The organism is Pseudomonas asiatica (genome assembly GCF_009932335.1).
In the GTDB taxonomy this organism is placed as follows: Bacteria; Pseudomonadota; Gammaproteobacteria; order Pseudomonadales; family Pseudomonadaceae; genus Aquipseudomonas; species Aquipseudomonas asiatica.
Window position 1 is genome coordinate 1,081,563 of sequence record NZ_BLJF01000001.1, and the last position, 23,219, is coordinate 1,104,781.

At 64.9% G+C, this 23,219-nt stretch carries 17 protein-coding genes; 10 read left to right on the top strand and 7 right to left on the bottom strand.

The window, feature by feature from the left end:
- The first annotated feature begins 4 nt into the window (after positions 1–4).
- Positions 5–586 (top strand): DinB family protein, encoded by a 582-nt coding sequence (locus GYA95_RS04990; RefSeq protein WP_015269639.1) that lies wholly within the window; start codon positions 5–7, stop codon positions 584–586.
- A gap of 175 nt (positions 587–761) precedes the next feature.
- Here GYA95_RS04990 and GYA95_RS04995 read toward each other — a convergent pair whose 3' ends face one another.
- The 4 genes from GYA95_RS04995 to GYA95_RS27560 form a co-directional block, all read right to left on the bottom strand.
- Positions 762–1,760: an alpha/beta fold hydrolase gene (locus GYA95_RS04995; RefSeq protein WP_015269640.1), complete on the bottom strand. Its 999-nt coding sequence runs from the start codon at positions 1,758–1,760 to the stop codon at positions 762–764.
- 75 nt (positions 1,761–1,835) lie between these two features.
- On the bottom strand, positions 1,836–2,273 hold the full coding sequence (locus tag GYA95_RS05000) for a YqaA family protein (protein WP_013971818.1): 438 nt from the start codon (positions 2,271–2,273) through the stop codon (positions 1,836–1,838).
- On the bottom strand, positions 2,273–2,701 hold the full coding sequence (locus GYA95_RS05005) for a DUF411 domain-containing protein (RefSeq protein WP_015269641.1): 429 nt from the start codon (positions 2,699–2,701) through the stop codon (positions 2,273–2,275). The genes GYA95_RS05000 and GYA95_RS05005 overlap by 1 nt, the downstream gene beginning before the upstream one ends.
- A gap of 14 nt (positions 2,702–2,715) precedes the next feature.
- Entirely contained in the window at positions 2,716–2,946 is a 231-nt protein-coding gene (locus GYA95_RS27560) for a hypothetical protein (protein ID WP_015269642.1), read from the bottom strand.
- A 24-nt stretch (positions 2,947–2,970) separates the two neighbouring features.
- On the opposite strand from GYA95_RS27560, the gene GYA95_RS05010 reads away from it, so the two are divergent.
- A complete protein-coding gene (locus GYA95_RS05010; protein ID WP_015269643.1) occupies positions 2,971–3,621 on the top strand; it encodes a hypothetical protein in 651 nt (216 codons plus the stop codon).
- Between the two features lie 15 nt (positions 3,622–3,636).
- Here the strand turns inward: GYA95_RS05010 and trhP are convergent, their stop codons facing one another.
- Entirely contained in the window at positions 3,637–4,956 is a 1,320-nt protein-coding gene (trhP, locus tag GYA95_RS05015) for a prephenate-dependent tRNA uridine(34) hydroxylase TrhP (protein ID WP_015269644.1), read from the bottom strand.
- A 133-nt stretch (positions 4,957–5,089) separates the two neighbouring features.
- Between trhP and GYA95_RS05020 the strand changes: the two genes are divergently transcribed.
- A complete protein-coding gene (locus GYA95_RS05020; RefSeq protein WP_015269645.1) occupies positions 5,090–6,154 on the top strand; it encodes an AI-2E family transporter in 1,065 nt (354 codons plus the stop codon).
- Positions 6,155–6,295: 141 nt separating this feature from the next.
- On the opposite strand, the gene phnX is transcribed toward GYA95_RS05020, so the two are convergent.
- Both phnX and GYA95_RS05030 read right to left on the bottom strand, forming a co-directional pair.
- Positions 6,296–7,123: a phosphonoacetaldehyde hydrolase gene (phnX, locus tag GYA95_RS05025; RefSeq protein ID WP_015269646.1), complete on the bottom strand. Its 828-nt coding sequence runs from the start codon at positions 7,121–7,123 to the stop codon at positions 6,296–6,298.
- A gap of 34 nt (positions 7,124–7,157) precedes the next feature.
- Positions 7,158–8,264 carry a 2-aminoethylphosphonate--pyruvate transaminase gene (locus GYA95_RS05030; RefSeq protein WP_015269647.1) on the bottom strand — a complete coding sequence of 369 codons (1,107 nt, stop codon included), beginning with the start codon at positions 8,262–8,264 and terminating at the stop codon, positions 7,158–7,160.
- A gap of 112 nt (positions 8,265–8,376) precedes the next feature.
- On the opposite strand from GYA95_RS05030, the gene GYA95_RS05035 reads away from it, so the two are divergent.
- The 7 genes from GYA95_RS05035 (at position 8,377) to GYA95_RS05065 (ending at position 23,212) form a co-directional block, all read left to right on the top strand.
- Positions 8,377–9,240 (top strand): LysR substrate-binding domain-containing protein, encoded by an 864-nt coding sequence (locus GYA95_RS05035; protein WP_015269648.1) that lies wholly within the window; start codon positions 8,377–8,379, stop codon positions 9,238–9,240.
- Between the two features lie 57 nt (positions 9,241–9,297).
- A complete protein-coding gene (locus tag GYA95_RS05040) occupies positions 9,298–10,320 on the top strand; it encodes an AraC family transcriptional regulator (protein WP_015269649.1) in 1,023 nt (340 codons plus the stop codon).
- A gap of 78 nt (positions 10,321–10,398) precedes the next feature.
- On the top strand, positions 10,399–14,907 hold the full coding sequence (locus GYA95_RS05045; RefSeq protein WP_015269650.1) for an NEL-type E3 ubiquitin ligase domain-containing protein: 4,509 nt from the start codon (positions 10,399–10,401) through the stop codon (positions 14,905–14,907).
- A 120-nt stretch (positions 14,908–15,027) separates the two neighbouring features.
- Positions 15,028–19,458 (top strand): dermonecrotic toxin domain-containing protein, encoded by a 4,431-nt coding sequence (locus tag GYA95_RS05050; RefSeq protein WP_161551283.1) that lies wholly within the window; start codon positions 15,028–15,030, stop codon positions 19,456–19,458.
- Positions 19,459–19,580: 122 nt separating this feature from the next.
- Positions 19,581–21,227: an acyl-CoA synthetase gene (locus GYA95_RS05055; protein WP_013971830.1), complete on the top strand. Its 1,647-nt coding sequence runs from the start codon at positions 19,581–19,583 to the stop codon at positions 21,225–21,227.
- Positions 21,228–21,239: 12 nt separating this feature from the next.
- On the top strand, positions 21,240–22,007 hold the full coding sequence (locus GYA95_RS05060; protein ID WP_013971831.1) for an SDR family NAD(P)-dependent oxidoreductase: 768 nt from the start codon (positions 21,240–21,242) through the stop codon (positions 22,005–22,007).
- An 11-nt stretch (positions 22,008–22,018) separates the two neighbouring features.
- Positions 22,019–23,212 carry an acetyl-CoA C-acyltransferase gene (locus GYA95_RS05065; protein WP_015269652.1) on the top strand — a complete coding sequence of 398 codons (1,194 nt, stop codon included), beginning with the start codon at positions 22,019–22,021 and terminating at the stop codon, positions 23,210–23,212.
- Positions 23,213–23,219: the final 7 nt, after the last annotated feature.

The following is a 23,219-nucleotide window of genomic DNA, read 5'->3' on the forward strand; positions in this document are numbered from 1 at the left end:
AACCATGGAGCCGCTGTCGCATCATCTGCTGACCCAGGCCTACAACAATGGCTGGGCCAACCACCGTCTGTACAAGGCCTGCCTGCAACTGACCCAGGACGAATTCGTCGCCCCCCGCTGCAGTTTTTTCCCGTCGATCAAGGCCACCCTCAACCACCTGCTGACGGTGGACTGGTTCTACCTGCACATGCTCGAGTGCGAGCAGCGTGGCGAGCAGCCCGACGCCGACGGCGAGCGCTTCTTCGACCCCGAACAGCCGTTTGCCACCTGCACCGACCTGCACGCCGAACAGGCCCAGGCCGATCACCGGCTGATCGCCTATTGCCGGGGCCTGCGCGATGGTGAGCTGGCGCGCTATGTGAGCATCGTGCGCCCCGAGCGGGTACAGCGCGAGCAACGGCTGCGGTTGTTGGCGCACCTGTTCGAGCACCAGATACATCATCGTGGGCAGGTGCATGCGATGCTCAGTGATACGGCAGTGAGGCCGCCGCAGCTGGATGAGTTTTTCTGCGAGGAGGAGGCGGTGTTGCGGGCGGCGGATTTTGCCGAGCTGGGCTGGACCGAGGAGCAGGTCTGGAAGATGTGACGGGCCAAAGGGGCTGCTGCGCAGCCCATTGCCGGCAAGCCAGCTCCCACCTCGACCGCGCTACGCTCAAGAGCTGGGCAGCTTCCACAGGTGTTGAACAAAGCTTGAGGTTGATGCGGTCAAGGTGGGAGCTGGCTTGCCGGCGATGGGCCGCAAAGCGGCCCCCAAATTAGATCTAGCGCCCTAACCACTCGACCAGCGTACGGTTGAACCGCACCGGCTCCTCGATCTGCGGCGCATGCCCCATGCCTTCAAAGGTAATCAGCTCACCCTTGGGGATCAGCTTGGCCACCTGCGGCCCCAGCACTGCATACTTGCCCAGCTTCGCTTTCACCTCCGGCGGCGCGATATCACTGCCGATGGCCGTGGTGTCCTGGTCACCGATCAGCAGCAGGGTGGGCATCTGCAGGTCCTTGAACTCGTGGTACACCGGCTGGGTGAAGATCATGTCGTAGATCAGCGCCGAGTTCCACGCCACTGCTTCATGCCCCGGCCCCTTGTTCAGGCCCACCAGCATCTGCACCCAGCGCTCGTACTCCGGCTTCCAGCGCCCGGCGTAGTAGGTCTTGCGCTCATACTCGCGCACGCCGTTGGCATCCAGCTTGAGCTCGCGCGCATACCACTGGTCCACCGTGCGGTAGGGCACGCCCAGGGCTTTCCAGTCTTCCAGCCCGATGGGGTTGACCATCGCCAGGCGCTCCACCTGCTGCGGGTACATCAACGCATAGCGGGTGGCGAGCATGCCGCCGGTGGAGTGGCCGAGCACGATGCTTTGCTTCACCCCCAGCTGTTCGAGCAGGGCATGGGTATTGCTCGCCAGTTGCTGGAAGCTGTACTGGTAATACGCCGGCTTGCTGGAGCTGCAGAAGCCGACCTGATCGGGGGCGATGACCCGGTAGCCAGCCTTGCTCAAAGCATCGATGGTGGTTTCCCAGGTGGCGGCGCAGAAGTTCTTGCCATGCATCAGCACCACGCTGTGACCGTTGGCCTGGCCCTGGGCGGGCACGTCCATGTAGCCCATCTGCAGGGCCTGACCCTGGGACTTGAAGTCGAAATGCTTGAGCGGATGCGGGTAGCTGAAGCCTTCCAACTGAGGACCGTAGGTGGGCGATTCGGCGGCGATGGCCGAACTGCCGGCGAGGCAGGCCAGGGCCAGGGCGGTTGCGCGCAGCATGGGGGCACTCCGTGTAGGGCCATGTAGGAAGGGGCGACTGTAGCAGTCAGTGGACCACGCGGAACGTGAAAGGTGTTACCAGGCGTGAAACCAGCCCAGGGTAATCATCGCCAGCACCCCATAGCGGCCGGCCTTGGCCAGGGTCACCAGCAGCAGGAAGCGCCAGAACGGCTCACGCATGATGCCGGCGATTAGCGTCAGCGGGTCACCGATCACCGGCATCCAGCTGAGCAGCAACGACCATTGCCCCCAGCGCTGGTAGCGCTGCTGCGCGCGCTCCAGCTGGGCAGGGCTGAACGGGAACCAGCGCTTGTCACGCAGATGCTCGATGGCCCGGCCCAGCACCCAGTTGACCACCGAGCCCAGCACATTGCCCAGGGTCGCCACCAGCAGCAGGGTGGCCCAGGCCTCGGGCTGGCGCAGCAAAAGGCCGACCAGCACGGCCTCCGATTGCAGCGGTAGCAGGGTGGCGGCGCCGAAGGCGCTGAGGAACAGCGCCCACAGGCTGAGCATCAGTAGTTGGCGACCACGGTGTCCTTGCCGTCCTGGGTCACGCCGATGACCTGGTAGGCATCCTTGTGGTCACCCATTTCCATGCCGGGCGAGCCCATGGGCATGCCCGGCACGGCCAGGCCCTTGAGGTCGTTGCGCTTGGCCAGCAGGCGCACCTGCTCGGCCGGCACATGGCCTTCGACGAACTTGCCATCGATCACCCCGGTATGGCACGACGCCAGGCGTGGCGCCACGCCCAGGCGTTGCTTCACCTCGCTCATGTTCGGCTCGACATGGTCGTTGACGGTGAAGCCGTTGTCGCGCAGGTGGCTGATCCAGGCCTTGCAGCAGCCACAGTTGGGGTCGCGGTAGACGTCGATGGTCTCGGCAGCCTGGGCCAGGCCGGTGATGGCCAGCAGGCCCAGGGGCAGCAGGTGTTTACGCAGCATCATGAAACACTCCTTCAAAAACGTGGGCGGATACCGGCGACCAGGCCTGTGCCTTGCTCGCGCCCGGTGTCGTTGCGGCCCCAGGGGCGGTCCGGTATCCAGCGGTTGGCCAGCAGCATAGCGCAAGCGGCCTTCAGGCGCAGCGCGGCCTGTTGCCCTTCACCAGCGTTGCCAGGCAGCCAGTCTACCTGCCAGGTACTGGTTCCGGATGCCGGCCTGTCATCACGCTGGCTAACGTGCGGCACACCTATCTGAGAGCCTGCTTGATCATGACCCTACCACTGGACTGCCTGTTGTACTCCAAGACCAATCTGATCGGCATCGGACCAAACCTGTCCGAAGAGGAACGCCTGGACGTGCAAACGTTGCTGGACCATGCCGATGAGTTCGCAAGCCGCTTTCTCGACCGGGACGAACTATGGAAAAGCTGGTTCGACCGCTTCCGCAATCGCCTGGAGAAACATGGCTGCGTAAGGACGGCCGCCCTGGAGTTACCGCCCCAGGTCATCAGGGACCATGACGATTTCGATACCAGGCTCGAGCCCATCGGCACAGGCAGCACACCGACGCTGTTGGCCCAACTGGCGCGCGCATCCATGCAGGAACTGCGAATCAGTGCACACGCCAGCAAGTTCCTGCAGTCGGGTTGGCAGAACGACGTCGCCTCATCCTTTCTGATCACACCCTGCCAGAAGGACGAGGAGGGCCAGATCCATCTGGCGGTCTACTCGTTTCGCTTCAATGGCACCGTGGAGATGCGCGACTTCGGATTCTGGAGCGAGACCCAGCGTGACATCGTCGTGTGGAACACCGGCACTGTTTATCGTTTTGACGTGGAACGTTTTGCCGGTTTCCGTCAGCAGATTCGTAAAGAGTTGGGCGACCGACGGCTTGGTGCCGTTACCAGGATCGAGCTCTAGCCACAGCCACCTTGCTCAAGCTGGCAGGTCACGCATCAGCAGGCCATATGCCAACGGCACCTGCTCGGGAACAGGAAGGTAGATGGTGTGGCCATCGCCTGGGGCGACCTGAAGCGGTTGCTGCTGGCCGTTGCTCATGTGCTCGAGATCGAAGTGGTAGTTGCCGCGCGGGGTCATCAGTTCCAGGTGGTCGCCCACGGCGAAGCGATTCTTCACCTTGACCTCGGCCAGGCCGTCGACGCGTGCCCCGGTCAGCTCGCCAACGAACTGCTGGCGCTCGGACACCGAGTTACCGCGCTGGTAGTTCTGGTATTCGTCGTGCACATGGCGGCGCAAGAAGCCTTCGGTGTAACCGCGTTGGGCCAAGGATTCGAGGTTGTCCATCAGCGAGCGGTCGAATGGTCGCCCGGCCACCGCATCGTCGATCGCCTGGCGGTACGACTGCACGGCGCGGGCGCAGTAGAAGTGCGATTTGGTACGGCCTTCGATCTTCAGCGAGTGCACGCCCATGGCGGCCAGGCGCCCGACGTGCTGGATGGCGCGCAGGTCCTTGGCATTCATGATGTAGGTGCCGTGCTCGTCTTCGAACGCCGGCATTTCGGTGCCGGGGCGGTTGCTTTCCTGCAGCAGGAATACCTGCTCGGTCGGTGCACCCAGGCCCAGGGTCGGCTGCACTTCGCGCACGATGTCGCCGGTGGCGTTCTCGGTGGCAGGTGTGGCGTCGTACTTCCAGCGGCAGGCGTTGGTGCAGGTGCCCTGGTTGGCATCGCGCTTGTTGAGGTAGCCCGACAGCAGGCAACGGCCGGAGTAGGCCATGCACAGGGCACCGTGGACAAACACCTCCAGCTCCATGCCCGGCACCTGCTGGCGGATTTCCTCGATCTCTTCGAGCGACAGTTCGCGCGACAGGATTACCCGGCTCAGGCCCAGTTGCTGCCAGAATTGCACGCTGGCCCAGTTGACCGTGTTGGCCTGCACCGACAGGTGCACCGGCATTTGCGGAAAGTGCTGGCGTACCAGCATGATCAGGCCTGGGTCGGACATGATCAGCGCGTCCGGTGCCATCTCGATCACCGGCGCCAGGTCCTTGAGGAAGGTCTTGAGCTTGGCATTGTGCGGGGCAATGTTGACCACCACGTAGAAGCGTTTGCCCAAGGCATGCGCCTCCTGGATGCCCAGGGCCAGGTTGGCATGGTCGAACTCGTTGTTGCGCACCCGCAAGCTGTAGCGTGGCTGGCCGGCGTAGACCGCGTCGGCGCCATAGGCGAAGGCGTAGCGCATGGTCTTGAGGGTGCCGGCGGGGGCCAGCAGTTCGGGCTTGGCGATAGGGTTCATGTGCGCACCGGAGCAAAAGGCGCGGATGCTAGGGCTGGCAGATACGGCGCGTATTGATTTGCATCAAGGAAATGGCGGCACTTTTGCCAAGGCGCGGTGCACTAATAACGCATAAGCCATGCGAGGACCCGCGATGAACCAGACCGCCCTGCAGAACAAAGCCCTGGCAGTACTGCTGGCGCTGGTGACCATTGCCTTCATCTGGATCCTGCTGCCGTACTACGGTGCGATCTTCTGGGCGGTGATACTCGGCATCCTGTTCGCCCCGCTGCAGCGCCACCTGCTGCTGCGTTTCGGCCGAAGGCGCAACCTGGCTGCGGCGGCCACCTTGCTGGTGTGCCTGCTGGTGGCGATCCTGCCGGTGATCATCACCAGCGCGTTGCTGGTGCAGGAGGGAGCCGCCCTGTACCAGCGCATCGAGCACGGGGAGCTGGATATTGCCGGCTATGTCGAGCGCGGCAAGGACATGCTTCCGGCGTTTGCCCAGCAGGGCCTGGACAGCATGGGCATGGGCAACCTCGACGGGCTACGCGACAAGATCACCAAATGGGCCACCCAGGGCAGCCAGGTGCTGGCCAGCCAGGCGTTCAACTTTGGGCAGGGCACGTTCGAGTTCGTGATCAGCTTCGGCATCATGATGTACCTGTTGTTCTTCTTCCTGCGCGAAGGCGCGGATGTCGCCCGCCAGGTGCGTCTGGCAGTGCCGTTGCCCGAACACCAGAAGCGCCGTTTGCAACTGAAGTTCAACCGTGTGGTGCGGGCGACGGTAAAAGGCAACGTGCTGGTGGCCATTACCCAGGGGGCGCTGGGCGGTTTCATTTTCTGGGTGCTGGATATCCCGAGTGCGCTGGTATGGGCGGTGCTGATGGCGTTTCTGTCGCTGTTGCCGGCGGTGGGGGCGGGGATCGTGTGGGCACCGGTGGCGGCGTATTTCCTGCTGACCGGTGCGATTTTGTCGGGGGTGATACTGACCGCGTTCGGTGTGCTGGTGATCGGTCTGGTGGACAACTTGTTGCGGCCGATCCTGGTGGGCAAGGACACGCGCATGCCGGACTACCTGATTTTGGTGTCGACGCTGGGCGGGCTGGCGGTGTTCGGGCTCAACGGCTTCGTGATCGGGCCGTTGATCGCGGCGCTGTTCGTGTCGAGCTGGGCGATCTTCGCGGCAACCAAACCCCGGGTGCAGTTGCCGGAGTAGGGGCGGGCCTTGCTGGGGCTGCTTTGCAGCCCATCGCCGGCAAGCCAGCTCCCACAGGTACAGCGTTGTTCTCAAGATTGTCGCTGGACCTGTGGGAGCTGGCTTGCCGGCGATGGGCCGCAACGCGGCCCCATGGCCGGGTCAGGATGTTTGCGGCATCTCACCCTTGGCCAGGCGCCGGTTGATGTCGGCGATCACTTCGGGCAGTTCGTTGATGGTGTCGATCAGGTAGTGCGGGCGGGAGCCAGCGAACAGGGCGTGGATGCGCTGGCGCTCGCTTTCCAGCTTCTCGGCGCTCAGCGCGCGGTAGCCTTCCCAGGTCAGCCCCAGGGCATTGCCCGAGCACACCAGGGCCACGGTCCACATGCCGGCACGGCGGCCTTCGAGAATGCCCGGCACGGTATCGTCGACCTTCACGCACGCCGCCACATCGTCGATACCCAGCGCGATCACGTTGGCCAGGGCCTGGGCCGGCCATGGGCGGCCGTTCGGGGTTTCGTCGGTGGCCACCACATGGTCGGCCACGTAGCCGTTCTGCGCGGCCAGCTCCACCACCTTGTCCATCACCACCTTCGGGTAGCCCGAGCAAGAGCCGATCTTCAGGCCGTCCTGGCGCAGCCCGGTGAGAGTGTCCAGGGCGCCGGGGATCAGCGCCGAGTGCACGGCGATCTTCTCGATCTGCAGCGGCATGAAGCGGTTGTAGATGGCGGTGACATCATCGTCGGTCGGGGTACGGCCGAACACCTTGCGGTAGCGCTCGGCAATTTCCGGCACATCGCACAGGGTGCGGATGTGGTCCCACTTGCCCATGCCCATCGGGCCACGGGCTTCTTCGATGGACACCTGCACATCGAATTCGGCAAAGGCTTCGACAAAGATCTGGGTCGGGGCGAAGGAGCCGAAGTCGACCACGGTGCCGGCCCAGTCGAGGATGGCGGCTTGCAGCTGGGTAGGGTTGCTGTAGTTCATGTGCGCTTGTTCCTGAAATTGGGTGGGCAAAGGGTCAGATGTCCAGCACTTCCATTTCCCGCAGCACCTCGGCCACGGCATTCACGGCGGCCTGCATGCCATCCGCTCCGACCACGCCGATGCAGCCGACACGGAAGGTTTCCACCTGGGTCAGCTTGCCCGGGTAGAGGATGAAGCCCTTGGCCTTGACCCGCTCGTAGAAGTCCTTGAACTGGTAGCGGGGATCGTTCGGTGCGTGGAAGGTGACGATGATCGGCGCCTGGATCTCGGCGGGCAGGAAGCTGCGCAGGCCGATGGCGGCCATGCCGTCGAGCAAGGTCTTGCAGTTGTCGGCATAGCGCCGGTGGCGTGCCGGCAGGCCTCCCTCCTCGTTGTATTGCTGCAGCGCTTCGTGCAGGGCAGCGACCACGTGGGTCGGCGGGGTGAAGCGCCATTGGCCGGTCTTGGCCATGTAGGTGTGCTGGTCGTGCAGGTCCATGGCCAGCGAGTGGGCGTTGCCTTCGGCAGCGGCCAGGGCGGTTTTCTCGGCAAACACGAAGCCCATGCCAGGTACCCCTTCCAGGCATTTGCCGGAGGCGGCGATCAGCGCCTCGAAGGGGATGGCGCGGGCATCGATCGGCAGTGCGCCGAACGAGCTCATGGCGTCGATGATCAGGCGCTTGCCGTGGCCTTTGACCACTTGGGCGATCTCGGGCAGCGGGTTGAGGATGCCGGTGCTGGTTTCGCAGTGGATCAGCGCGACATGGGTGATGGCCGGGTCGGCGGCCAGCAGGCGGTCGACGTCGGCGGCGGTGGTCGGCTGGTCTTCGGCGGTTTCGAAGGTGCTGTAGGCACGGCCCAGCACTTTGCAGATCTTCGCCAGGCGCTGGCCATAGGCGCCATTGATCAGCACCAGGACCTTGCCGTCACGCGGCACCAGGGTGCCGATGGCCGCTTCCACGGCGAAGGTGCCGCTGCCTTGCAGGGGCACGCAGTGGTGGCTGGCGCTGCCATCGATGATGGCCAGCAGTTGCTCGCAGACACTGGCAGTCAGTTGGTTGAAGTCGCGGTCCCAGGAGCCCCAGTCCACCAGCATGGCTTGGCGGGTGCGGATTGATGTGGTCAGGGGACCGGGGGTCAGCAGAATCGGGGCGTTGCTCATTCCGTTATTCCTCACAAGCGGTGGGCTGAAACTACGGGGCCTAGGTTGCAATTGGCGCTGTCATCAATCAAATTGTTTGTTGTTATCCGAGCTATAAGTAAGGCCGATAAATATGAACCTGTTCCAGTTGCGTGCCTTCGATGCCGTGGCCCGTGAGGGCAGCTTCACCCGTGCCGCCGCACGCCTGTTCATCAGCCAGCCGGCAGTGACCGGGCACGTGAAGGCGCTGGAGGAGCACTACCAGATCACCTTGCTGCGGCGTACCGCGCGGCGGGTTGAGTTGACCGAAGAGGGCACCCGCCTGGCAGCCATCACCCGCGCCATGTTCGGGCTGGCCGAAGAGGCGCAGGCCATGCTCGAGGCTAATCGCCAATTGCTGACCGGGCGCCTGGAGGTGGCGGCCGATGGCCCGCACCGGGTCATGCCGATGCTGGCGCTGCTGCGCGAGCGCTACCCGGGCATTACCGTCAACCTGCGCTTGGGCAATGCCCAGGAAACTTTGGCGGCATTGCTCAGCGAGCATGCCGACGTGGCCGTGCTGACCGAGATCGAGCCGCGCAAAGGCCTGCATTTGCAGAACCTGTGCGAGTCGCGGTTGTGCGCCTTGCTGCCGGCGGGGCATGCCTGGGCCAGCGGCGAGGGTGATTTGCCGCTGGCCGAGCTGCACCAGCAGATCATGGTGTTGCGCGAGCCCAGCTCCACCACCCGGCGCACCTTCGACAAGGCCTGCAGCAAGGCCGCTGTGCAACCTCGGGTGCTGCTGGAGCTGGATAGCCGCGAGGCGGTGACCGAAGCGGTGGCCTCGGAGCTGGGCATTGGCGTGGTGTCGTCCACCGAAGTCGCCAATGACCCGCGGGTAGTGGCGCGCCCGCTGGCCGGTGACGGCCTGGTCAACCAGCACCTGATCGGCTGCCTGGAGCGCCGCCGTGAGCTGCGCCTGATCCAGGCGTTCCTCGGTCTGGCGGCTGGGCTGTGATGGCTGTTTTCAATCGGGCGGCCTAAGATGGCCGGCATTGAGCCGACAGGACCGTTGATGAGCGAGAAAGACACCATTTCCATGCAGCTGGTACGCGAGGCGCTGTTGCAGACCTGCCCCGCTGGCGAGCCCGATATCGGCTTGCTGGCCCGGGCGGGTATCGCCGTCGAACAGCTGCACCTGCCTGCGGCGCGAGTCAGCGCCGAGTCCTATGCCCGGCTCTGGCGCCTGCTGGCGCGGCGCTGCAACGATGAGTTCTTCGCCATGGACCCGCGCGGTCTGCGCAGCGGCAGCCTGGCGTTCATGTGCCGTGCCAGCATGGGCCAGCCGACCCTGGGCGCTGGCCTGGAAACCGCGCTGGCGTTTCTGTCACTGATGCTTGAAGACCTGCAGCCAAGCCTGGTGCGCCAGCAGGGCCTGGCCGAAATCGTCATCAATGAACCGCGTGACACCCCGCGCCGCGCTTTCACCTATTTCACCTTCTGGATGATCGTGCACGGTGTGACCTGCTGGCTGGCCGGGCGACGTATCCCGATCCTGGCCATCGATCTGCGCTGTGCCGAACCGCCGTTCTGCGATGACTACCGGGTGATGTTTTCGGAAAACCTGCAGTTCGAGCGCCCGCGCACACGCATGATCATCGCTGCCGAATGCCTTGAGCTGCCGCTGCGGCGCAGCGAAGAAGAACTGCAGCGTTTTCTGGCCGAGGCGCCGGGCAACATCCTGGTCAAGTACCGTGACCCGGCCAGCCTCGGGCGGCGCATTCGCACCGACCTGCTGCGCCTGGATCCGGGGCAGTGGCCCGATGGTGACAGCCTGGCGCGGCAGTTGTGCCTGTCGCCCTCTACCCTGCGCCGGCGGCTGGCCGAAGAGGGTCAGAATTACCAGGGGTTGAAGGACAGTGTGCGGCGTGAGCTGGCGATTGCCTGGCTGAGCCAGGAAGACGCAGCCATGAGCGAAATCGCCGAACGCCTGGGCTTTGCCGACAGCAGTTCGTTCTACAAGGCGTTTCGCAAGTGGTTCGGCTGCAACCCCGGGCATTACCGTGCGCTGATCCTCAAGCGCGGCAGTGGCGGCTAGGGGACCACGCCTTCCCGCTGCCGGCCGCCGCCGCTGGCAAGCATCGTGACGAGTCGATCACTGACCAGGAAATCGACGATGTCTCAACCTGCCTTGCATCCCAAGTTGCTTCACCCCGCCGAAGACTTCATCGCCCAAAGCTTGCCCGCCTGGTTGAAGGCGGCGAAGCCCAAGCAGCTTGCCAGGCTGCAACTGCGTTTCAATGCCTATCTTGCGAGTCAGAGGCAGATGGCAGGGTTCGCCGACCGCCTGCAGCCTCTGGACCGGTTTGCCAAGCAACTGTTCGAGCCTGCCTTGCGTCAGGACAGCCAGCTGAAGCTGCAGGTTGACCTGGACAAGCTGGTGTGGCGCGAAACACGCGCACGGCTGGATGTGAGAACCGGCTTGATCCCTGATTATCAACCGTACTTCGTGCGCATGCCGGCCTTGCAAAAGCTGTTGCAGAACTTCAAGGCCAACGAGTCCTTCTTCCTCGGCACCGCCTTGACCCTCCCGGGAGCCCACCAGGACGAGCAGGTGGTGAGCGAAGACATCGACCGGATTGTCAGCCTGTGCCGCCAGGTGGATGTCGGCAGCGCCTACCAGCGGCACCTGGCGCAGGTATTGACCCCTGACTATGAAAAAGCCCTGACCACCGACCGGCGCCTGGAACTGGCCGTGGCGGTCGAGATCGCGGCCATCAAGCAGCAGCTGGATCCGCAAGACCTGCTGCTGCTGCGTGTCGCGTGCAAGGATGAACACGCCGTGATCAAGGGGCCGCTGCAGCTGGAGATCGGTGCGCTTCAGGTCCTTGGCTGCCGGGTGGATGGCGCGCTGGCGGTTGAATTGATCGAGCAGTCCCGCCACCAGTCCACGTTTCCCTTCGGGGTACCTGGGCGCTTGAAAAGAGTGATCCTGTACACCCCTGACGATCAGGCGCAACCCCTGCGCGCGTTCACCAACTGGGATGAGGCGAACCGCGTCCTGGCCACGGCGATGGGCAACCAGGACTATCGGCAGGCATTCGTGCGGCGCATTGCCTTGGGTGATCGCGCCATTTGTGAGCAGGCCCTGGCCACCCGCTTGCAGGATGCACAACCTGACCTGGAACCCCGCAGGGTGTTGGAAGCGGGGGACGGTTTTGCGTCGATGGCCGCCTGGCACATTCAGCGAATCAAGGCCGATGGACGTTTCCTAGCGGTGCCCACCGCCCAGGCCGATGACGCGGCTTCGGAGCAGCGCCTGGACGAGCTCAAAGGCGCCGGCCTGGTATTGCTCAACCTGGCGGGCCTGTTCGTGCCGGTCATCGGGGCTTTGCTGCTGGCGGACCTTGCCAGGCAACTGTTGACCGAAACTTTCGAGGGCGTGCGTGACTGGCAGTTGGGCCATCAGCATGAGGCCTTGATGCATATGCTTCAGGTGGCATTCAGCGTGGCAACCACCGGTGCGGTGGTTGTCGGTGCCCACCTGGCCCGCAGCGCATTCGTCGAAACCCTGGAGCCGGTCATCACCGAAGATGGCCGGCAACGGCTGTGGCGCAATGAGCTGGCGCCTTACCAGGACACTACTCCACCCGTTCAGCTGACGGAGCTCGACAACGGCTTGCTCGCCGAGGGTGAGCGCCATTGGTGGCGGTTGAATGGAGCCTTGTATCGGGTAAGGCAAACCGCCAATGGCGTCTGGCGCTTGCTGCATGCCGACGGTGAGGCAGCGTTCGGGCCGGTGCTGGAACGCTGCTCTGCGCGTGGCTGGCGGCTGGCTTATGAGCGGCCACTGGAATGGCAGGGCGCCGCGCTGTTGCTCGGGCGGCTCTGGCCGGCTGCGGCCGCGATGGACGCTGTGCGGGTGGAGCAGGTGCTGAAAGTCGCGGATGTCGACGAGGCCTACCTGCGTGGCCTGCTGGTGGAGCGGCGAGCGATGCCAGTGCAGCTGCGCGATACCTTGCAGCGCTTTGCCGTGGACGCGCGCGCGCAAGCCTTTTTCAGCCGGCTGGAAGCGGGGGAGGCCGATACCGATTCCGACTTGTGGCAATGGTGCATCGAAAGGCTGCAGCTGCAGGATGAAACCGTCGAAGAACAGGCGCTGTCGATCGGTGACGCGGCAATCGAGTTGCGTGAGGCGATGCTCGAGCATTTCTCCGGGCTTTACCTGGCTGACGACCCGCTGCTGGGCTTGATCCAGCGCGACTTCCCGACGCTGCCAGAAGCCTATGCCCTCGATGTGCTGGAGCAGGCCACCGAGGCTGTGCGCTTGCGCATGCAGGCAGAGTCCCGTCTGCCGCTGGCGTTGGCTGAGCAGGCGCGGGTGGCCCTGCAACTGGCGCGCCTGACCCGCATGCGCGAAGCGTTGTACCTGCAAGGCAGTTACCGGCCGGAAGTGGTGGCGCTGGCCTTTGCCCTGCTGCGTCGGCATGGCCCCGGCGCTGCCGGGTTCAACCTGGTGTTGCGTCGTGACCCGTATGCTGGGGCGGCGATGGAACGGCTGTTCGCCGAGACCGACCTTGAGCAGGACGTGGTGCTGGTCAGGCGGGAAGGGCGCTTCCAGCTCTACAACGACAGAGGCTTGCCGGATGAGCGCGAGGTCGCCGCCCCCGAGGGGCTGTTCGAGGTGCTGGCCGCTTGCCTGCCCGTGGAATACCGGGTGCGACAGGGTTGGAATGGCACCGATGCGCCGACCAGAATCCGCGAGCAGATGCAGGCCTGGCTACCCGGTGACCGGCAGGCCCTGCTGCGCCTGCTCGGCTGGCGGGAGGCAAGGCCCATGGCATCGCCCATGCAGCGTTTGGCCGATGGCCGAGCGGGCTATCCACTGGGTGGCTGCCAGTCGTGCATCGGCTCGCCGGAGCTTGTGGTGCGGCAGCGGGTGCGCGCCTTGTACCCCGGTATCGGGGATGTCGGCGTCGATCGCTATGTCCAGAGCCTGTTGGACATGCGCGGGGGCCTGTTCGAGAACCTGCTGCGTGTCGAGCAGGAGTACCGCCGCCTGGATGACAGCTTGCTGGCCTGGGTTGCAGAGGTGGCGGGCAGCGCCAGCCGCGCACGCCGACGCGTCGCAGATTCGTTGCGGCGTGCCTGGCAGATGCGCAGCGACCGCGCCGTCGGGGCTATCGGCAACGATGCGGTGCTCAGCCTGAGCATCGTCGCCGTACCGGTGGGCAGCCTGCCTGTATTGCCGATCGGGACGGACTTCTCGCACGTGTCGGAATTGACCCTGTCGGCGCTCGGTCTGGATGCCATCCCGCCGGGGTTCCTCGCCTGCTTCCCCGATCTGCTGTGCCTGGACATGAGCGACAACGCCTTGCGCGCGCTACCTGCGGGGCTGGAGCGTTTGACCGCCTTGCGCCAGTTGCTGATGCCGCGCAACCGTATTCGTATCTCGGAGCCGCAGGCCAATGTGCTGACTGGCCTGGCGCTCTTGCGTTCGCTGGACCTGAGTGACAACCCGCTCGGCGACATCAGGCTACAGTTCGAGCGGTTGCCCAGCCTGCGGATCCTGCGTTTGAACCGGGTGCAGATGACGGCGCTGCCCTGGGGCCTGGAGTGGTGTGGCCTGTTGGTGTTCGCCGACCTTCGCAACAACCAGATAGCCGAGTTGCCGGCAGCCTTGTTTCAGGCCCCGTTGCAGTTGCGCCGTGCCATGCACCTGGAGGGCAATGCACTGCCAGTGCAGGATCTCGATCGCCTTTATGCCGCCGAACGCCTGCTGGCCACGCCCCGCCCGCAACGGCACGCCCCGGCCCGGGAACAATGGCTGCAGACCCTGGACCCAGCGGCGCGGCAGGAGCAGCAAGGGAAATGGGATGCGCTGAATGCCGAGCCCGGCAGCCTGGCTTTCTTCGAGCTGCTCAGGCAACTGACGAGCACGGCCGAATTCAGCAAGGCGCCGGCCGAACTCGGGTTCAGGGTATGGGCAATGCTGGATGCCGCCCATGCCGATACCACCACGCGCATGGCGCTGTTTGACCTGGCAGCGGAGCCCACCACCTGTGTGGACAGCGTTTCCACGGTGTTCAGCCGCCTTGAGGTGCGCATGCATGTCGAGCAGGCCACCCGCGGCGGCGACCCGATCTCGACCCGCTCGGCACGCCTGCAGCTGGCCAAGCGGCTGTTTCGCGTGCACTGGGTGGAGAAAATCGCCCGGCGCGAAATCGACGCCCGCTACCAGGATGGACGCTGGAGCCACGGGAACCACGATGAAGAGGAGGTGGAGGTCAACCTTGCCTACCTCAGCGGCTTGGCCCAGCGCCTGGACCTGTTGGGCCAGCCTCGCCATATGCAGTTTGGCAGGCTGGCCAACGTGTCGCCCCTGCAACTGGACGAGGCCTTCAAGGAAGTGCTGGAGGTGGAGGCGGGCGAGCAACGGATCGTGTTCATCAGCGAGCGTGATTTCTGGTTGCCGGTACTGCGGGCAGAGCATCCGGATGACTTCGAAAACCTGGAAACGCAATTCACCGTTCGGCTGGAGGCATTGGACGAGCAAAGGGAAGCTTTGACCAGTGACGAGTACTGGAACCTGAGCAACGCTCTGCGCGACGAGCGCGAGCAGGCCCTGGCCAGCCTTGCCCAGCGCCTTACGCGCGAAGCGTTCATGGTGCCAGAGGCAAAGTGACGGCCCTTCAGGGGCGGCACGCAGTGTGCCGCCCTGCTTCTACCGCAGGGGTTCCCTCTGCGCAAGCACCGGCAGGTTGCACACCATGCGTGGCTTTCGACAGTCATCCAGGGACCTGCCATGACCCGCGAACCACACGCCCCACAGCCCGCCTCTGCATCTTCCAGCCACTTGCACGACGGTTTCATCGGTGACCGGTTGCCTGCCTGGCTCAAACAGGCCACGCAAAGCCAGATACGCACCTTGCGCGAAAGCCTGGAAGCCCATCATGCCACCCAGGCCCGGTTGCGCGGGATCACCCTGGCGCTGCCGTCACCACAGCAGTTCGCCGAACGGCAATTCGCCAGTTTGTTGCGCGAGCCGCTGCCGGGTGACGTAGCGTTCTGGCAGCTGGAGTGGCTGGAAGTTTCCCATCGTTTTTCGTCCACGCCCGGCGCTGAGCCGCCATTTCCCACTTACGGGCAACGGCGTGAAAACGGCTTGCTCCGCCTGATGCGCAACTTTGCCGTCAGCAACGATTTCTACCTGGGAACCGGGTTGGTCGCGCCGGGGCAGGAACGGGTACTTTCGCGAGGCACCGATGAACTGGTCGAGGCGTGCCGCAAGCTCGATGCCGGGCGCCTGTACCAGCAGGAACTGGACCGCACATTCGATGCCGCGGCACAGCGCATCTTGTGTGAAGACAAACGCTCCGGGCTGCGCCTGGCCGTGCAGGTTGCCGCGCTGAAAGGCGAGATTACCGAGCCGGTCAAGGAGGCATTGCACGCCCTGGTGGATAAACCCGCGGATCGGCGATCTGCCAGCCTCACGGGCCACCCGGGCCTGCTCGAAGCCCTCGGTTGCCCAGTGGCGGATGGTGTGTGGATTCAACTTCGCGACACGCATGGGCAAACGCAGGGTGGCGTGCTCTACCTGCCCAGCGACCCGGTACAGGCGTTGCGACACTTCGACAGCCATGCCTCGATCAACCGCACGCTGGTGGCCGAGCTGCGCCATGAACCCTATCGCCAGGCGTTCAGCCAGTTGATCGGCCTGGATCAGCGTGCCGGGTTCATGCGCAAGCTGCAGGCCCGCCTGGCGGATGACCAGCCGGACCTGGAGCTCGATGGCAGCGTGCCACAGCATGACATTTTCCAGGCGCTGGCTGCGCAGCAGACAAACCGGGTGAAGCAGGATGGCCGCCTGTTGCTGGTGCCGACCGCCGATGCCGATGAAGCCGCGTCGCGTGAACGGCATGAGGCGTGGAAGGCCGCCGGCCTTGATGTGCTCAATCTCGCGGGCCTGTTCATTCCGGTGGTGGGTGGCTTGCTGCTTGGGCAACTGGTGGCCCAGACCCTCTCGGAGGTTTTCGAGGGCGTGCAGGACTGGTCGCGAGGCCATCAGCACGAGGCGCTGGAGCACATGCTGGGCGTTGCCGAGATACTGGCGGGCACCGCCGCGACGGTGGCCGGCGTCACCTTCGTGCGCAGCGCGTTCGTCGCGGCGCTGGAGCCGGTAAGGCTCGCCAATGGGGCGGGGCGTTTGTGGTCCCGAGATCTGGCAGCTTTTGCCTCGACCCCTGAGACGATCACCTTGGGTACGGACGGGGCCTATGCTGATGGCGAGCGCCGCTGGATGAAGGCCGACGGGGTCTTCTACGAAGTTCATCGGCCTGACCCCGATGGCCCCTGGCGTCTGCGCCACCCCGGTCGCGAAGAGGCGTACGGCCCGGTCGTGCTGCACAATGGCGAACGCAGTTGGCGCCTGATGCACGATGAGCCCCAGCGTTGGCGCGACCCTGCGAAAATGCTCGATACACTTTGGCCGCGCGATCAACCTTTCGATAAACAGCAGGCGCAGCGGATCTTGCGCATGGCCGGCATCGACGAGGACGAACTGCGCGGCCTGCTGGTGGAAAACCGGCGAACGCCTGCCACCTTGCGGGAAACCCTCAAGGCATTCGATGCCGATGCCCGGATCGACACGTTCTTCCGCAACCTGGAACGCGACACTGTCTCCGATCAGGACTTGCAGCTGCTGGCCTGGTGCGAGGCCCGACCGGGCAGTGTAAAGGGGCGTGCGGCAGTGCTGGCGGACCGGCCAAGGTCGAGCGACCTGCTGTTCGCACGGCTGACACGCCTGCCCGAATCGACGGAGCCTTTGCTCAAGCCGCTGATGGCGCTGGGGCTGCCTGAGCCCTATGCGCGCGATCTGGCCGACGGAGCAAGTCACGAGGCTCGCCAGCTGTTCGTCAGTGGTGGAAAGTTGCCGCAAAGCCTGGCCACCCAGGCCAGGTCGTTGTGCTCGCAGGCGAAGGTGAGCAGGGCGCTGGCAGGGTTTTATCTGCCGAGTGCATATAGCGACGAAACGGGCATGCTGGTGCTGACATTGCTGAATGTCGAGGCCATTGATGCGTTCAGCCTGGCGTTGAGCAATGCTGCTGCGGATGCCGTGGCGTTGAAACGCATCGGTTCGGTTGGCGATGCGGCCGAGCAACGGGTGCTGGTGCGTGAGCAAGGTGTCTTTGCCCTGTATGACGGGCAGGGCCGAAAACTCGCGATGCAGCCACCTGCTTCCTCATGCATCTTCCAGGCTGTGCTGGCCGCGCTCGAATCGCGCAACCTGCTGGGCCGGTTGGGCCTGGCCGAGAACGCCAATGCCGAGCGCCTGCGCGAGAAGCTCATGGCGCACCTGGGTACCCATGAGGAAATAGCCCGCATGCTGGGCTGGGCGTCGACGGAGCGCTGGTTCAACCCTGGGCAGCGCCTTGCCGATGGCCGCGTCGGTTACCTGCTCAGCGGGCGCGCGGCACTGCCCACCACATCCAGGGAACAACTGCGGGCCGGCCTGAGGCGATTCTTCCCGGGGCTGGGCGATTCGCTGGAAACGCAAGTTGACCGCTGGCTGCTGCAGAATGTGTCGGTCGCCGATGCGCTCCTGGCGCTGCAGGACGATTTTGAGCAGTTGAACCGCGCGCTCAATGGTTGGGTGTCGGCTGCGCTGAGTGACACTTTGCGGGCGCGACGCCAGCTGTTCGCCGAACGATTGCTGCGTGCCTGGCAGGCGCTTGGCGACCATGTGGAGATCGACAGTGACGGCAAGCGCCAGGGGTTGCGCCTGGTCCTGAATGACTTGCCAACCGATTCGTTGCCGGTCATGCCTGCACCTATCGATTTCTATCACGTAACCACCCTGGTACTGAGCGAGACGACCATCGGGGTGGTGAACGAGGAGTTTCTGCGGGCATTCACCTACCTGCAGGAGCTGGACCTGAGCCACAACCAGCTGTTGCGCTGCCCGCGCGGGCTTGGCTACCTGACCAACCTGCGCCGGTTGCGCCTGGGGCATAACCGCATTCGCCTGGATACCCATGCCATCGAAGCACTGAACGGGTTGCCGCTGCTCAGTCACCTCGACCTGAGCTACAACAGCCCGCTGGGGGTGTACGAAATGCGCTTCCATCACTTGCCCCACCTGATCGAGCTGAATTTGCGTCGCTGCGGGCTCAGCGAGTGGCCCAGAGGGCTCGAATTGTGTGGCTTCCTGCAACGAGCCGACCTGCGTGACAATTTCTTGCGGGGGGTGCCTGACGGCGTGCTGGCCATGCCGCTGGAGTTTCGCCAGCGCATCCTGATTGATGGCAACCGCCTGACCATGGCCGATTACGGCAAGCTGTATGCCTTGGAGCCGCTTCTGGAAGAGCCGCAGGAAGAGATCGGCCGAGCCTGGTGGGTCGGTTCCGACTCCGCCAGCCATGGGCGCGGCGAGCTTTGGGACCGGCTGAGCACCCGGGACGAAAACGCCCGCCTGTTCGATCTGCTGGAGCTTTTGCAAGGCTTGGCGGACTTCAGCTGGCCCAAGGCTTATCTGCTGCGCATGGGCTGGCAATGCCTGTCGATGCTGGAGACAGACGTCGAGTTCGCTCGCCAGGCGCAACTGGCGGCCGACGATGTGGTGATGGATGACAACGGTGCCATCGACCTGTTCAGCCGACTGCTGCGTCTGCATGCCGAGCGCGACGCGGCAGGCGATGGTGCGCAGTCCCGAGGCCCGAAGTTGCTGGCGTTGGGGCGCGCCTTGCACCGCCTGGACCGCCTTGACGAGTATGTCGAGACCGAGCGGCAAAACCTTGAAGGCTTCGCCGAGCCTGCAGTACTGGCGACGTTGGCAATGCGCTACAGGGTGCGCTTGCGGACCAGGCTCAGGTTGCCGTTCCAGCCTGCCAGAATGCGCCTCAGGGCGGCCGCCGTAGGGTTGAGCGAGCATCGGCTGCAGGCGGCAGAGGCAGCCGTGGGAAGGGCGGACGTTCTCGATGATGTAGTGGCCGACTTGTGCACGCGCGCGTTCTGGCAGCGCTTTGTGCAACAGCACTTTGCGCAGCCGTTCAACGACCTGGAGCAACTCGCCGCTGAGCAGCGGGCGGCCCTGGCGGTAAGGCGCGATGAACTGGGTGAAGCACAGTATCTGAACCAGGTACAGGCGCTGGATGCGCAGCTGCAGGCCGATCGGCTGACGTTGCAACTGCAACTGACCCGGCACTACGTGATCAGTCTGGAGCGCGCACCGGGCTGATGGCCACCGGCCAAACCGGTCATCCAGTTTGACAACTTAGGCCATTGCCGCGACGCCAGCGCGGCGCGAACATCGTCGGACCGATGGTTCAACTCCAAAAACAAGAAACCAGGAGTCCGACGATGCGCGATTACACCGAGGCCGCTCGTGCGTTCGACCATGGCCAGGCTGCTGCGGCGGCGCTACATGGCAACCTCGAAGCCCTCAATGCCTGTGTCGAATGTTGCGACCGCCATGCCGGTGAGGGCAAGACCGCACTGGTCTGGGAAGACCGCGAGGGCAACAGCGTGCGCTTGAGCTTCGACCAGTTGCAGGCACTGGCGGCCCGTTTCGCCAATGTGCTCGAAGCGCAAGGCGTGGGTGCGGGTGACCGGGTCGCCGGCCTGATGCCGCGTACCCCCGAGCTGCTGGTCACCATCCTCGCCACCTGGCGTCTCGGCGCGGTGTACCAGCCACTGTTCACCGCGTTCGGTCCCAAGGCCATCGAACATCGCCTGGAGCAGTCCCACGCCCGGGTGGTCGTTACCGACAGCCACAACCGCGCCAAGCTGGACGATGTGCACGCCTGCCCGACCATCATTACCGTCAATGCCCGCAATGGCGAGCTGGACTTCCAGCAGTGCCTGGACAAAGCCGCAGACAAATGCGAGCCGGTCATGCGCTCGGGCAACGACCCGTTCCTGCTGATGTTCACCTCCGGCACCACCGGCCCGGCCAAGCCACTGGAAGTGCCGCTGCGGGCCATCGTCGCGTTCCAGGGCTACATGCGCGATGCCATCGACCTGCGCCCCGAGGACAACTTTTGGAACCTGGCCGACCCGGGCTGGGCCTATGGCCTGTATTACGCGGTCACTGGCCCGCTGTCGCTGGGCCATGCCACCACCTTCTACGATGGCCCGTTCAGTGTTGAAAGCTGCGCACGGGTGATCGACAAGCTGGGCATCACCAACCTGGCCGGCTCGCCCACCGCGTACCGCCTGCTGATTGCCGCCGGGGATGACTTCTCGGCACCGATCAAGGGCCGCCTGCGGGTGGTCAGCAGTGCCGGCGAACCGCTCAACCCGGAAGTGATCCGCTGGTTCGCCGACGAACTGGGCGTGACCATCCATGACCACTACGGGCAGACCGAACTGGGCATGGTGCTGTGCAACCACCATGGCCTGCAGCACCCGGTACACCTCGGCTCGGCCGGCTTCGCCATCCCCGGCCACCGCATCGTGGTGCTGGACGAGCAGGGCAACGAACTGCCCGCCGGCCAGCCGGGCATCCTCGCGGTCGACCGCGAGCAGTCGCCGCTGTGCTGGTTCGCGGGCTACCACGGCCTGCCGACCAAAGCCTTCGTCGGCAAGTACTACCTCAGCGGCGACACCGTCGAGCTGAACCAGGACGGCAGCATCAGCTTCGTCGGCCGCAGCGACGATGTGATCACCACCTCCGGCTACCGGGTCGGCCCGTTCGACGTCGAGAGCGCACTGATCGAGCACCCAGCGGTAATCGAAGCGGCGGTGATTGGCAAACCGGACCCGGAACGTACCGAGCTGATCAAGGCCTTCGTGGTATTGGCCAGCGGTTACCAGGGCAGCGCCGAGCTTGAAGAGGCTTTGCGCCAGCACGTGCGCCAGCGCCTGTACGCCCATGCCTACCCAAGGGAAATCGAATTCGTCAGCGAGCTGCCCAAGACCCCGAGCGGCAAGCTGCAACGCTTCATCCTGCGCAACCAGGAAGTCGCCAAACAACAAGCGCAACAGGCCACCCCTGCCAGCGCCTGAAAGGAACCGATCATGCAGATAGCCAACAAACACTTCATCGTCAGCGGCGCCGCCTCCGGGCTGGGTGCTGCCACCGCGCAGATGCTGGTCGAGGCCGGCGCCAAGGTCATGCTGGTCGACCTCAATGCCCAGGCCGTTGAAGCCAAGGCCCGCGAACTGGGCGAAAACGCCCGTTTCGCGGTGGCCGACATCAGCGACGAGCAGGCCGCCCAGGCGGCGGTCGATGCGGCCGTCAGCGCCTTTGGCAGCCTGCACGGGCTGGTCAACTGCGCCGGCATCGTCGGTGCCGAGAAAGTGCTGGGCAAACAGGGCCCGCATGGCCTTGCCAGCTTTGCCAAGGTCATCAACGTCAACCTGATCGGCAGCTTCAACCTGCTGCGCCTGGCCGCCGCGGCCATGGCCGAAGGGGCTGCAGATGAGGGTGGCGAGCGCGGGGTGATCATCAACACCGCCTCCATCGCCGCCTATGACGGCCAGATCGGCCAGGCGGCCTACGCTGCTTCCAAGGGCGCCATCGCCAGCCTGACCCTGCCGACCGCCCGCGAACTGGCGCGCTTCGGCATCCGTGTGATGACCATCGCCCCGGGCATCTTCGAAACGCCGATGATGGCCGGCATGACCGAGGAAGTACGCGCCTCGCTGGCCGCCGGCGTGCCATTCCCTCCGCGCCTGGGTCGCCCGCAGGAGTACGCCGCGCTGGCCCGCCACATCATCGAGAACAGCATGCTCAACGGCGAGGTGATCCGCCTCGACGGCGCACTGCGCATGGCTGCCAAGTAAGGAGAGTGAACATGACCCTCGCCAATGACCCGATCGTTATCGTCAGCGCCGTGCGCACGCCCATGGGCGGCCTGCAGGGCGACCTCAAGAGCCTGACCGCGCCGCAGCTGGGCAGCGCCGCCATCCGTGGTGCCGTGGAGCGTGCCGGCATCGATGCTGCCAGTGTCGAGCAGGTGCTGTTCGGCTGCGTGCTGCCGGCTGGCCAGGGCCAGGCACCGGCGCGCCAGGCCGCGCTGGGCGCCGGGCTGGACAAGCACACCACCTGCACCACCTTGAACAAGATGTGCGGTTCGGGCATGCAGGCGGCGATCATGGCCCATGACCTGCTGCTGGCCGGTACCGCCGATGTGGTGGTGGCCGGTGGCATGGAAAGCATGACCAATGCGCCGTACCTGCTGGACAAGGCCCGTGGCGGTTACCGCATGGGCCACGGCAGGGTCATCGACCACATGTTCATGGACGGCCTGGAAGACGCCTACGACAAGGGCCGCCTGATGGGCACCTTTGCCGAAGACTGCGCCCAGGCCAATGCCTTCAGCCGCGAAGCCCAGGACCAGTTCGCCATCGCCTCGCTGACCCGCGCCCAGGACGCTATCAAGAGTGGTCGCTTTGCTGCCGAGATCGTGCCGGTCGAGGTTACCGAGGGCAAGGAGACGCGCGTCATCAAGGACGACGAACAACCGCCCAAGGCGCGCCTGGACAAGATCCCGCAGCTCAAGCCGGCCTTCCGCGAAGGCGGCACGGTGACCGCCGCCAACTCCAGCTCGATTTCCGACGGCGCTGCGGCGCTGGTGCTGATGCGCCGCTCCGAAGCCGACAAGCGCGGCCTCAAGCCGCTGGCGGTGATCCACGGCCACGCCGCTTTTGCCGACACCCCGGCACTGTTCCCGACCGCGCCGATCGGTGCCATCGACAAACTGATGAAACGCACTGGCTGGAACCTGGCCGAGGTCGACCTGTTCGAGATCAACGAGGCTTTCGCCGTGGTCACCCTGGCGGCCATGAAGCACCTCGACCTGCCGCACGACAAGGTCAATATCCATGGCGGCGCCTGCGCCCTCGGCCACCCGATCGGCGCTTCCGGCGCGCGCATCCTGGTGACCCTGCTGTCGGCCCTGCGCCAGAACAACCTGCGCCGTGGCGTGGCGGCCATCTGCATCGGCGGTGGCGAGGCCACAGCCATGGCTGTCGAATGCCTGTACTGAGGTGAAC